Raw genomic sequence first — 13,082 nt, 5'->3', positions numbered from 1 at the left:
AGTAGAGAAATATGGAAACAAAATTAATGTCTTTCCGCGATACCATTATCCTTGCAATGTCTGAGGAAATGCGTCGCGATGAAAATGTACTCTTGATGGGTGAAGATGTAGGTGTCTTTGGTGGAGACTTTGGTACATCTGTAGGTATGCTTGAGGAATTTGGACCAGAACGTGTTCGTGACTGTCCGATTTCCGAAGCAGCTATTTCTGGAGCAGCTGCTGGTGCTGCTATGACTGGACTTCGTCCAATCGTTGATATGACTTTCATGGACTTTTCAGTTATTGCCATGGATAATATCGTCAACCAAGCAGCTAAAACTCGTTACATGTTTGGCGGTAAAGGTCAAGTGCCTATGACAATCCGATGTGCAGCTGGTAACGGAGTTGGTTCTGCAGCTCAGCACTCACAATCATTGGAATCTTGGTTTACTCATATCCCAGGATTGAAGGTTGTAGCTCCAGGTACACCAGCTGATATGAAGGGACTTCTTAAGTCTTCTATCCGTGACAACAACCCTGTTATCATTCTTGAATACAAATCAGAATTTAACCAAAAAGGTGAAGTACCTGTTGATCCAGACTATACTATCCCACTTGGTGTTGGAGAAATCAAACGCGAAGGAACTGATGTAACAGTAGTAACATACGGTAAAATGCTTCGTCGTGTCATGCAAGCAGCTGAAGAATTGGCTGAAGAAGGCATCTCAGTAGAAGTAGTAGACCCACGTACTTTGGTCCCACTTGATAAAGACATCATCATTAATTCAGTTAAGAAGACTGGAAAAGTAGTTCTTGTAAACGATGCCCACAAGACAAGTGGTTTTATCGGTGAAATCTCAGCTATTATTTCAGAATCAGAAGCATTCGATTATTTAGATGCACCTATTCGCCGTTGTGCAGGTGAGGATGTACCAATGCCTTATGCACAAAATCTTGAAAATGCAATGATTCCGACAGTTGAAAGCATCAAAGATGCAATCCGTAAAACATATAATAAACAATAATACATAAAATAAATTATGTAACATATTCGTGGTTTTATCTTTCATTTTGAAATAGATAAAATGCGACATGAGTGAGTCGAATCGATGATATTTGACGAACGAATTAGTAAGTCTACTAGGTTGACCGCCTGATAGCGACAACCGTAGCAACTTGAGATACGTGTGTATCCAAGTTGCTTGTAGAATTGAACTCGGGCTAAAGTCTGTGTGAAAAAGATAAACTTTCCTGGAAACTAAAGTTTCTTCGTCAAGTTTCCTATTTTCACTGTGACTTTTGACGCCCTTAGTATCTTATAATTGAATTCGGACGGAGGTCTGCGAAAAAAAGATAGATTTCCTTGTGTTCATGGAACACATCGTCAATCTCCTATTTTTTCATTGCCCTCTTCGTCCTTAATATCTTAGATTAGAGCACGGGCTAAAAGCTCGGAAAAAAGATAAATCTCCTTGACTTCATCGAAGTCTACGTTGATTTCCTATTTTTCGGTCGCTTTTAAACGCCCTTTGCATCATATAATTGAACTCGGGCTAAAGTCTGTGTGAAAAAGATAAACTTTCCTAGAAACTAAAGTTTCTTCGTCAGGTTTCCTATTTTCACTTTGACTTTTGACGCCCTTAGTATCTTATAATAGAATAGGAGAGGCCATGGCTGATGATAAGCTAAGAGCGACTCCTGCAGCTAGAAAATTAGCGGATGATTTAGGAATTAATCTCTACGATATTTCTGGCTCAGGCGCAAACGGTCGTGTCCACAAAGAAGACGTGGAAACATTTAAAGACACTAATGTGGTTCGCATTTCACCACTTGCAAAACGAATTGCCCTTGAACATAACATTGCATGGCAAGAAATCCAAGGAACTGGTCATCGTGGCAAGATTATGAAGAAGGATGTTTTAGCTTTCCTTCCGGAAAATATTGAAAACGATACGATTAAGTCACCTTCTCAGATTGAAAAAGTGGAAGAAGTTCCAGATAACGTAACTCCTTATGGGGAAATCGAGCGTATTCCAATGACACCCATGCGTAAGGTTATTGCTCAACGTATGGTTGAGTCATACTTAACTGCCCCAACCTTCACGCTTAACTACGATGTCGATATGTCTGAAATGCTTGCCCTTCGTAAGAAAGTCCTTGATCCAATCATGGAAGCAACTGGTAAGAAAATCACTGTTACAGACTTGCTTTCACTTGCGGTTGTTAAAACTCTTATGAAACACCCATACATTAACGCTTCATTAACTGAAGATGGTAAGACAATTATCACTCACAACTATGTCAACCTTGCGATGGCGGTTGGTATGGATAATGGATTGATGACACCAGTTGTCTACAATGCTGAAAAGATGACCTTGTCTGAATTGGTTGTTGCATTTAAAGATGTCATCGGACGTACTTTGGATGGTAAACTAGCTCCTAGCGAATTGCAAAATTCAACCTTCACCATCAGTAACTTGGGAATGTTTGGTGTTCAATCATTTGGTCCTATCATCAACCAACCGAACTCAGCAATCCTCGGTGTTAGCTCAACAGTTGAAAAACCGGTTGTAGTAAATGGTGAAATCGTGATTCGTCCAATTATGAGTCTTGGATTGACAATTGACCACCGTGTCGTAGATGGTATGGCTGGTGCTAAGTTTATGAAAGACTTGAAAGCTTTGATTGAAAACCCAATCTCAATGTTGGTTTAAAGTATTTATTATTAGAAATATAGATAAAGGAAGTAAGATATGGCCTTAGAAGTAATTATGCCAAAAGCCGGCGTGGATATGACAGAAGGACAAATCGTCCAATGGAATAAAAAAGTCGGAGAATTTGTAAAAGAAGGAGAAATCCTTTTGGAAATCATGACTGACAAAGTCAGCATGGAATTGGAAGCAGAAGAAGATGGATACTTGATCGCTATCCTAAAAGGTGACGGAGAGACTGTCCCTGTTACTGAAGTTATCGGTTATCTTGGTGAAGAAGGGGAAAATATCCCAACAGCTGGAGCAGCTGCACCAGAAGCTAGTCCAGCACCTGCAGCAAGTGCCTCAAATGATGATGGTAAGAGCGATGACGCTTACGATATTGTTGTTATCGGTGGTGGACCTGCTGGTTATGTATCTGCTATTAAAGCTGCACAATTAGGTGGTAAGGTTGCTCTTGTTGAGAAATCTGAACTTGGTGGAACTTGCTTAAACCGTGGATGTATTCCAACTAAGACTTACCTCCATAACGCTGAAATTATCGAGAATATCGGTCATGCAGCAAATCGTGGTATCGTAATTGAAAGTCCTAACTTCACTGTTGATATGGAAAAACTTTTAGAAACTAAATCTAAAGTTGTTAATACTCTTGTTGGTGGTGTTGCAGGACTACTTCGTAGCTACGGCGTTGATGTTCATAAAGGTATCGGTACTATTACTAAAGATAAGAATGTCTTGGTAAATGGTTCTGAATTGCTTGAAACCAAGAAAATCATCCTTGCTGGTGGTTCTAAAGTAAGTAAGATTAATGTTCCCGGTATGGAATCATCACTTGTCATGACTAGTGATGATATCCTTGAAATGAACGAAGTTCCTGAAAGCCTCGTTATCATCGGTGGTGGTGTCGTTGGTATCGAACTCGGTCAAGCCTTCATGACGTTCGGTTCAAAAGTTACTGTTATCGAAATGATGGATCGTATTGTTCCAGCTATGGATGCTGAAGTATCTAAGAACCTTCGTTTAATCCTTGAACGCAAGGGTATGACTATCTTGACGGATACTAAACTTCAAGAAATTATTGAAGAAGATGGCAAACTTCGTATCAAGGTTGAAGGAAAAGATGATATCATTGCTAACAAAGCTCTTCTATCAATTGGACGTGTTCCAGACCTTGAAGGTATCGGTGAAGTTGAGTTTGAATTAGAACGTGGTCGTATCAAAGTCAACGAATACATGGAAACTTCTGTTCCAGGTATCTATGCACCAGGTGATATCAACGGTACTAAAATGTTAGCTCACGCTGCCTTCCGTATGGGTGAAGTAGCAGCTGAAAATGCACTTAAAGGAAACCACGCTGTTGCCAAATTAAACTTAACTCCTGCAGCTATCTATACACTTCCAGAAGTAGCAGCAGTTGGTTTGACTGAAGAACAAGCTCGTGAGAAATACGATGTCCAAATCGGTAAATTCAACTTTGCCGCAAACGGACGTGCAATTGCATCTGATGCTGCTCAAGGATTTGTTAAAGTCATTGCAGACAAGAAATATGGTGAAATCCTTGGTGTTCATATCATTGGTCCAGCAGCAGCTGAATTGATCAACGAAGCGTCAAGTATCATTGAAATGGAAATTACTGTTGAAGAAATGCTTAAGACTATCCACGGACACCCAACTTACTCTGAAGTTATGTACGAAGCATTTGCTGATGTTCTTGGAATGGCTATCCATTCACCTAAGAAAAAATAAAAATAGATAGACTAGACTGGAATTATTTTCCAGTCTCTATCGTATTAGAAGGTATCTTATGAAATACATTATCAATCATTCAAACGACACTGCCTTTAATATTGCTTTAGAGGAGTATGCTTTTAAACATCTTCTTGATGAAGATCAAATCTTCCTTCTTTGGATCAACAAACCATCTATCATTGTAGGACGTCACCAAAATACCATCGAAGAAATTAACCGTGACTATGTACGCGATAACGGTATTGAAGTAGTCCGTCGGATCAGTGGTGGTGGAGCTGTTTACCATGATTTGAACAATCTTAACTATACCATCATTTCAAAAGAAGATGAAAAGAAGGCCTTTGACTTCAAGAGCTTCTCTACTCCAGTTATCAATACTTTGGCTGAACTTGGTGTTAAAGCTGAATTTACAGGCCGTAACGACTTAGAAATAGACGGTAAGAAATTCTGTGGAAATGCACAAGCCTATATCAATGGCCGTATCATGCACCATGGTTGTCTTCTCTTTGACGTGGATTTGTCAGTCCTAGCTAACGCACTTAAAGTGTCTAAAGATAAGTTTGAATCAAAAGGGGTTAAATCAGTCCGTGCTCGAGTAACTAATATTATCGATGAGTTGCCAGAAAAGATCACTGTTGAAGAATTCCGTGATTTACTCTTGGAATACATGAAAAAAGAATACCCTGAGATGACTGAGTATGTATTCTCAGATGAAGAATTGGCTGAAATCAATCGTATCAAAGATACTAAGTTTGGAACTTGGGACTGGAACTATGGGAAATCACCTGAATACAATGTCCGTCGTGGAACTAAATTCCCAAGCGGTAAGGTGGAAATCTTCGCTAATGTCATTGAATCAAAAATTCAAGATATCAAGATTTACGGTGACTTCTTTGGTATCGAAGATGTTGCAGCAGTAGAAGATGTCCTTCGTGGTGTCAAATACGAACGTGAAGATGTCCTCAAAGCACTTCATACCATTAACTTAGGTCGTTACTTCGCAGGAATTACTGCTGAAGAAATTGCTGAAGCTGTTGTTGAATAAAGTAAAAGATATCCATTTAACATGGATATCTTTTATCTTAGACTTGATATTCAAAAATAATGAGAGTAGAATAAAGAAGAAATCTGAACAAAAAGGGGATCAAATTCAATGATGAAAGTACCAGTAGAAAATCTTGGTCTATTTGAACAGTTAGACCGTATAGTAATGGCTTTTTTTAGCAAGCAACAATCTTCTAGTCCATATGATTTGAATATCAGTATTACACAAGAACACCTTGACCAGAAAAAGCAAGAGCTAGAACCATTAGGCTATCAAGCTGTCCAACTACCATTAGGAATGGCTTTAGATAATGTCATCCAGCAACCTCATTATAAAAGCTTAATCATTGGTGGACTTGCTCCCGACGAAATTATAGTCAGCAAAGAAGAATTAATGCCTTTGAAAGATATTGTGGACAGTTTTTGTATTATGTACGCTGCAGCGAATAACAGACTGGAAAATAGTAAGGCTTATGAATTAATGAAAGATAAGACGGTTTATTTTATTGGTAAACTATTTACAGATATTCAAAAAGCCGGTGATGAAATTGCTTATTTAGGAATTGATCGAATAGCGGACGATGGTACACCATATGAAGCAGTTAAATGTTTTCTAACGGAAGAGAGTGCAGAGAAGTTCAATGGTGAAAAAAGACCTGTCACCCCTGCAAACTTGGCCTATCTAAAATCATTCTGGGGAAAACCAGTTATTATTGAGCCACACCGTAATTATTGGATCGAATTTTTATAGAAAGAATAAAAGAGCGTAAGATTCCATAAAAAATCCTACGCTCTTTTTCTAATACTGAAACATTACATAAATTATATTATGTATCTTATAAACTATCCAAGGCATTTTTCTGTTCGTCATTAACGATATGCGTATACAAGTCCGTTACCTGTGTGCTAGCATGTCCTAGCTGGTGGCTGACCAAAACTTGGGATTTGGTTGCATCATATAGACGTGTTGCAAGCGTATGGCGTAGTTTGTGGGGTGTCACTCGGACTTTGAAATCTTCAGAATACTTTGCCACCATCTTTTCAACACTAGAAGCATCGATACGGTTTGGAACCCCTCGATACAAGGTTAGAAAGAGGGCTGTATCCTTTTTTTCTGTCTTATATCGTTTGTCTCGAATAGCAAGATATTGCTCTAAATAAGGCTTAGCAAAGGCAGCAACATTAACCGAATCTCGTTTTCCGCCTTTTCGAGTGACTTCAATCACCATCATCTTAAGATTGAGGTCTCGAAGATCTAGGTTAACTGCTTCAGAAAGACGGACACCAGAGGCAAGAAGGAGTGCGATAATCGCTAAATCTCGCTCCTTATTCTTGTTAAAGGACGATAAGGCTCGATTTGAGAGAGTTTTAGGGTATTCCTCATCTATATAATTCAAAAATCCCTCTGTTTCATCACCTAAAAAGAGCTTTTGCTTGATATTTTCAGCTCGCGCAGCCAAGGTTTCTTTCTTTTTCTTGGTAGCAACCTTCTTCATGACATTGCGATAGAAATAAGGTTCACCTTGATCATTTTCAACCTCCTCAGTCAAATACTTATAAAGACTAGAAAGTGCAGAAAGTGTACGGTTAATGGTTGTTTGAGAGACACCATTTTTAGTTGTATTAGCATTAAGCAAAGGGCGTTCACGTAAGTAAAGAATAAAAGATTCCATGTCTTTCTTGGTCATGTGTTCCAGAACGTCTAAGGGAATATTAGACATGGTATCAGCATCTGATATACCAGATTCCAAGACCCAGGTGAAAAATCGATCGTATTCCTTTAAGTATTCGTACAAGGTCGTAAAACTGTATGGAACAGCCAGTTTCGATTGATAGTATTCCAGAACATACCAGGGCATGACTTGTTTGAGTTTATCGATTCGTTCTAATAAGATCTCGCGTTTCATGTTTTTCTCCAAATCTTTCTATACTAGTAGTATAGCATAGCTAGGTATATTTTTCAAGAAAATTATAGTTTTTCGGAAAGATGTTATAGAAGATATATTGGATTGTCTTAATAAGTTATATAATCTCTTTATAACCAAAAATTTTTTTAAGCGAATTATACTCAATTATGTACTTTATTTAAGTGAACACTGGAAATTTTTAAAGCTGTTCATCTACTGTAAAATGTACTTTATTTAAGTGAAAACTAAAAATTTTTCAAATGTACATTTTGATACTAAAAAACACTTTAATGGTCATCAGTTAATGATTTATTAAAGTGTTTTTATTTAAATGAAATTTAGTGAAAATTTATTATTACTAACTATCCTTCTAATACATCTTCTATAATCTGCTTTACATTTTTATTGTTTAACTGAGTATGGAATGTTACTGTATATCCATCAATAGTCAGTTGTTTGAAGAAAGCTTCCGCACATTTTATTTTTGCGTCTTCGGTTTCACGGAGTGTGGATTTTTTTTCTACAGACTTCGTCTCTACTACAATATTCAATTCTTTTGTCCCGTCTTTATGTTTAACAACGTACATGAAATCAGGACTATAGTTTTCTCCTACAATCGTTGGAATTGCAACACTTGCTTTGGGAATTTTTCCATATACTACAACTTCGTCTATATCTGTCATAATATTATCTTTCTCAAGAGGAGAATCAAATAAAATTTTATCATACAAATATTTGTGGGAAGGTGTACCCTCAGCAAATTTTGTTCCCACGATTCCTTGTTTGATAACTTCTCTAATTGAACCATCTTTATTTGTTAATACTGTTTCAGTAACAGGTTGAGAAGAACGTTTGTATTTAAAACGTGTTTGCGTTTTCTTGATCCGCCAATCTGTGAATTCTGAAACAATATTAGCAATAGAATATTCGTTGAAGTATTCATCAGGTATATCTTTTTCCCTAGAAAGTTCACACATAGCATTGTGTAGTTCCCTTATAGGTATACTTGTTTGCAGGTTGATTCTTTTTAAGAATTCATTGTAAGGGAGAGAGCGTTTTACTGAATAAGAAACACCAGATGCTTCCTTGATAACCATAGCATTTCCCGCAGTTGCAAGTTGTTTGCGATGACTATTCAAAGTTAGATTTCCAAAAGTTCCGCTTCTTCTCAAAATATCATGAAGTGCCTTTGGAATTTCATCTGTCAAATCCGTATCATAGAATAGGTAATACTTGTGGTTGATACGTTCCCATAACTCTTTTAACTCAGAGTAAACTGCTTTTCTTATATGCACTACTTCCTTCTTATTTTTATTGATATCAGTAACCTTGTTACTTGATACCCCTGAAGCAAATTCAGGATAATCCTCATAAAAAGTATCTCTGTTTCTGATTTGGATTTCATAGTTACGATTGATGTATTTTTTACTCATTAATTCAATAAACAATTCATCGGTGTCAACACCACGTTCTTTAGCAACTTTAATTAATAAATCTTGAGAAAGTGTAATCAGTTGTAGTGATTCCCCATTTATTTCATCAATCAGTTTTTCGGCAAAATCAGCTTCAGTAAAATCGACTATATAATTAAGCTTAAACTCCTCATTAGAAATCCTGTTGCCATTTTCATCAACGGGAAGACGTAGCCCCCTCCCTACTTCTTGTAGTTTGCTATTGTCACTACCACTCGAGCGTAATTTAGCAATTGTGAATACATTAGGATTGTCCCATCCTTCTTTCAAAGTCCATTTAGAAAAAAGAAATCTTCTTGTATTAAACGAGCCATCTTCTTTGCGGAGAGAGAGAAGATCTTTCTTGTTATGAAGAATATCAGCTACTTCATTAGCAATTGCTTCATCAGAATTACTATTATCCTGTGCAAAATAACCTGCATGACATGCAGATAAATCTGATTTACTTGCCTCAAGGTAATCTTTATATTCTTGTTCACTATCCGGAAGTGTCTGCAAAAGTTCATCAATTTTTTCAAGTAATAGCTTCTCAAAGATAACTTTCAAATAAGCTACTTTACCATCATCTGAGTCACGATATGAAGTAATATCATCAATGAAGAACAAAGCAAGAGTTTTAATTTTATATCTTCTACCTGAGAAATTTTGGCGTTCTGTTTCAAAATGGCGGTGAATTGCTAACTTTAGCATTTGCTCTTGATAAGATGATGAATAAATATCTGTATTAAATTCTTCTCCCTGATATTTTACTTGTCCGTTTACCAGTTCAATGAAATTTTTTCCAATAGCACTAATTGTCACTCCTTCAAATGAGGAATCAATAACAGATAAAGAATCACCTGTAGTTAGTATGTATGTTTTTGTTTCTTCTCCTCTTTTTTTGAATTGGAGTGTAGCAGAAGTTTTTGATTTTACCGATAATATCTTGACTTTTTCTTCCTTTTTCGATAAAGGTTCAAAATGTTCCTTTGCAATACCTTTAATCAAGGTAAGATTAAAAGAATCACAGGCATTTAATTCGTAAATAAGATTATTAAAATCCTTGAAAGTAACTTTATTTTTGCCTTTACCAACTGTTATATTTGGAAATGTTGCTCCATAACGAATAATAATTTGTGGACTTAACTCTTCAACAATAGCTTTATACGCTTTTTGTTCACGAGAAAATCTATGAGGTTCATCAATAATCACAATTGGCTTTGTAGCTTTCAATGCATCAAAAGGTCTAAAGAAATCCCCAACCAAATAATCATAATCTGATCGAGAAAGCATATTACCATTTGTCAACAATTGCATATTAACAAGCAATACATATATCTTGTTCGAATTCTGACATGAACCATTAAAAAAATCACGAATACCAGGAGGCATAGCTAGAAGTCCTTTTCTCTTTTTTTTAGGACTTTCCAATACGCTTAACTCAATATCACAATTGTAGCCGCATGCATTAGAAAAATGCTGTTTTACATAGCTATCATCTATGAATTGTGATGTTCCTGCCTTAATCGAAAGAGACGGAACAGCAATAATGAACTTGTTAAAACCAAATTTTTTATGCATTTCAAAAATTGTTTGTGTATATACATAAGTTTTGCCTGTTCCCGTTTCCATCTTGATATCAAGGTTTAGATAATTTCCTTCATCTCGACATCCCCTATAGTCTGAACGTATATTCTTTTGAATTTCATTTAAATTCTTAATAAGACTGGGATCATTTCTGTCAAATGTGGGATTTTCATAATTTCGATAAGGTTTTATCATTCTAATCCCATCAATGGCAGAGATTGTAGCGTCAACTGCTTTCTGCTGATGATCCAATTCTCTTTCTAGTATAAGTTCCAAAACAACACCTCCTTAATATCTGATATCCAAATTAATTTTGAGATTCTTTTCAGAATCGCGAAGGATTTTTACATTTGTTTTTAAATTCTCTAGTTCTACATAGTTGAAACTATATCCAAAGAGAACAATATTTTGTGGATTAAAAGCTCCAACTGTATTGTATCTGTCAACAAGAGCCTTAATAGCTTCTTCAGTAAGTCCTGGATTGATAAGGTATAAGTGATTTTCGCACCAGTATGCCGTATACTCTGCAAGATCTACCGTTTTACAATTATTTACAAACCCATAGTTATCATGCACTAACCATGTTGTAAGTATAGTTGAAGTACCAAATTCATCATATACAGTAGTGTCAGTAATAAATCCGCCGTTATCAAACTTTTCAATCTTATCAAGCGTATTTTGGGTGACCTCTGCTAAAGAATAATGTTTAAAACCAAGATCTGCACTTGTATTTGGATTTTGTTCTTGAATCTTTTTCTTTGCTCTAAGAATTCTTTCAATACCAATATAGTCGAGACTATGTGGTCTATTTGCAGAATCTAAAAAGTCCAATACTTTCTTCACCTTTGCTTTTTCACTTTTTCTAACTGTTTTATATTTCAAGTCCAGATCTTCTGGAAGTTGAACGGCAATTATTTTCCTTTTTCCATTATCCTCAGCATTTAAAGACATAACTGCCTCCGTTGAAGTTGCTGAGCCTGAAAAGAAGTCTACAAATAGAGAATCTTCAGCACCTCCTATTTGCATAGCTTTTTTCACAAGATAAGTTGGTTTAGGAAAATCAAATGCATCCGACATACCATATATACTCAATTCTTTTGAGCCTTGTTCTGTTATAACTGCTGTTTCTTCCCATATATCGTCGTCTTCTCCAACCAAATCTCCAACAATATTATCTTCATACCATATTGTTTTTGCTTTAAATGTGCCCTTCCGATATTTCTCATAAACACCAAATTCACCTGTATTTTTTAATTTAGCAACCACATTACTTTCCATCGGATCAGAATTGTTGTTATCAACTAATTTTTTCTTTCCCCAACGCCAGCAGCTTTCCACTCCTTCACTGTTAAGTGGAAAAATTTCTATTGAAAAATCAGATGTCTTCTCCAACGAAATTGGACTATATCCATATTTGTCAACAATATTAGGATTAGTATAAATAGGATAGAAAAGATTAGGACGATTATACTTACCGTACTTTGGATTCCTATTTCTAAGTTCACGTTCTTCAAATTCACCAATGGAATCTTGTTTATCGAAAGCACCTACACCCTTTGATAATTCATTTAAAATAACATCTTCATTTTTAATGTATACCAATAAATACTCATGAGTCTTTGCAAGTTGTTTATAAGTTTGCCCCCTCTTATTAGCTTGTACAATAATACTAGCAATAAAATTGTTTTCACCAAAAATATCATCACACAGTAATTTAAGGTTGTCTTTCTCATTATCATCAATTGAAATAAAAATTACGCCCTGTTTATTCAATAAATCTCTAGCTAGTTGTAATCTAGGGTACATAAACATTAACCAAGCAGAGTGTGATGCACTGCCCCTAGTAGTTAAATCCAGAATTCGTTGTGCCTCCTCTTCATCGATACTGAGCTTCTCAACCAAATCCTCAACAGTGAAATTAAATTTATCATTGTAAACAAAGTCATCAGAACCAGTATTATATGGAGGATCTATATAAATACATTTAACTTTACCTGCATAAGATTTAAGCAAGTGTTTCAAAACATCGAGATTGTCACCACTGATATATATATTCTCACTGTCGGTGTTCTCAGGAAGGCTGTTGTGTCTTTCATCAGGAACTATTACTGTTTCAGTATCAAACGATGCTAGCATTTTTGCGTAATTTTTACCTAAAAATTTTAATTCGTACCCCTCGTGAGAAATCTCAATTTTATCTTTTAAAAATTCAGAAAATTTTACAATATCAAAAGAGCCATCAGTACGAAAACAAGATGGAAAACTCTCTTTTAAAATATTCATTTCTTTCTGATTTGGTGTAACCAATGCGTTTGCTGAAATAATATCTTTTATCATTTTTTTACTCCTTACTTTAAAATCAAGCTACGACTCTTTAATGGTAGTGTACTCTGCATCATACTTTGAACAGAATTCCTTTATATTTTTCATAGCATTAAAATTAGGTTTTGCATTGCCACCTTCCCATCTATTTACAGTAGAAAATGCGACAAGTACTTTATTAGCAAAATTATGTTATGTTAAAAAGCATTTTTTAATCTTTTAATTTCTTCTGAAAATCATATATTATCACCTTTATAATAAATGTTTCAGAATTATAGCGTTATTATATCACAAAATTATGTTTTTTTTACTATTTAACTTTTGTGTAACTT

At 35.7% G+C, this 13,082-nt stretch carries 8 protein-coding genes; 5 read left to right on the top strand and 3 right to left on the bottom strand.

The genetic code is table 11. The features are described 5' to 3' along the window. Nucleotides 1-11: 11 nt before the first annotated feature. From QM874_RS01000 to QM874_RS00980, 5 genes are all read left to right on the top strand, one after another. Nucleotides 12-1,004, top strand: a complete 993-nt coding sequence (locus tag QM874_RS01000) for an alpha-ketoacid dehydrogenase subunit beta (protein ID WP_000448506.1) — start codon at nt 12-14, stop codon at nt 1,002-1,004. A 645-nt stretch (nt 1,005-1,649) separates the two neighbouring features. Continuing rightward, entirely contained in the window at nt 1,650-2,693 is a 1,044-nt protein-coding gene (locus QM874_RS00995) for a dihydrolipoamide acetyltransferase (protein WP_414272302.1), read from the top strand. A gap of 39 nt (nt 2,694-2,732) precedes the next feature. Beyond that, a complete protein-coding gene (gene lpdA, locus QM874_RS00990) occupies nt 2,733-4,436 on the top strand; it encodes a dihydrolipoyl dehydrogenase (protein WP_414315870.1) in 1,704 nt (567 codons plus the stop codon). A gap of 58 nt (nt 4,437-4,494) precedes the next feature. Next, nucleotides 4,495-5,484 carry a lipoate--protein ligase gene (locus QM874_RS00985; protein ID WP_414315869.1) on the top strand — a complete coding sequence of 330 codons (990 nt, stop codon included), beginning with the start codon at nt 4,495-4,497 and terminating at the stop codon, nt 5,482-5,484. Nucleotides 5,485-5,592: 108 nt separating this feature from the next. Next, on the top strand, nt 5,593-6,234 hold the full coding sequence (locus QM874_RS00980) for a hypothetical protein (RefSeq protein WP_414315868.1): 642 nt from the start codon (nt 5,593-5,595) through the stop codon (nt 6,232-6,234). 85 nt (nt 6,235-6,319) lie between these two features. Here the strand turns inward: QM874_RS00980 and xerS are convergent, their stop codons facing one another. The 3 genes from xerS to QM874_RS00965 all read right to left on the bottom strand — a co-directional run bounded on the left by xerS (nt 6,320) and on the right by QM874_RS00965 (nt 12,765). Further along, nucleotides 6,320-7,390, bottom strand: coding sequence for a tyrosine recombinase XerS (gene xerS / locus QM874_RS00975; RefSeq protein WP_414311719.1), 1,071 nt, complete (start codon nt 7,388-7,390; stop codon nt 6,320-6,322). A gap of 362 nt (nt 7,391-7,752) precedes the next feature. Next, complete coding sequence (locus QM874_RS00970; protein ID WP_414315867.1) at nt 7,753-10,704, bottom strand: type III restriction-modification system endonuclease; 2,952 nt, start codon at nt 10,702-10,704, stop codon at nt 7,753-7,755. 12 nt (nt 10,705-10,716) lie between these two features. Further along, a complete protein-coding gene (locus QM874_RS00965) occupies nt 10,717-12,765 on the bottom strand; it encodes a site-specific DNA-methyltransferase (protein WP_414315866.1) in 2,049 nt (682 codons plus the stop codon). Nucleotides 12,766-13,082: the final 317 nt, after the last annotated feature.

This window comes from Streptococcus infantis, assembly GCF_047463615.1.
GTDB classification, from domain to species: domain Bacteria; phylum Bacillota; class Bacilli; order Lactobacillales; family Streptococcaceae; genus Streptococcus; species Streptococcus infantis_X.
This window is presented reverse-complemented; position numbering and strand designations above follow the sequence as displayed.

Coding starts and splice junctions, on each gene's coding strand:
- QM874_RS01000 (WP_000448506.1), top strand. CDS start 12: ATGGAAACAAAATTAATGTCTTTCCGCGATACCATTATCCTTGCAATG.
- xerS (WP_414311719.1), bottom strand. CDS start 7,390: ATGAAACGCGAGATCTTATTAGAACGAATCGATAAACTCAAACAAGTC.
- QM874_RS00995 (WP_414272302.1), top strand. CDS start 1,650: ATGGCTGATGATAAGCTAAGAGCGACTCCTGCAGCTAGAAAATTAGCG.
- QM874_RS00980 (WP_414315868.1), top strand. CDS start 5,593: ATGATGAAAGTACCAGTAGAAAATCTTGGTCTATTTGAACAGTTAGAC.
- QM874_RS00985 (WP_414315869.1), top strand. CDS start 4,495: ATGAAATACATTATCAATCATTCAAACGACACTGCCTTTAATATTGCT.
- lpdA (WP_414315870.1), top strand. CDS start 2,733: ATGGCCTTAGAAGTAATTATGCCAAAAGCCGGCGTGGATATGACAGAA.
- QM874_RS00965 (WP_414315866.1), bottom strand. CDS start 12,765: ATGATAAAAGATATTATTTCAGCAAACGCATTGGTTACACCAAATCAG.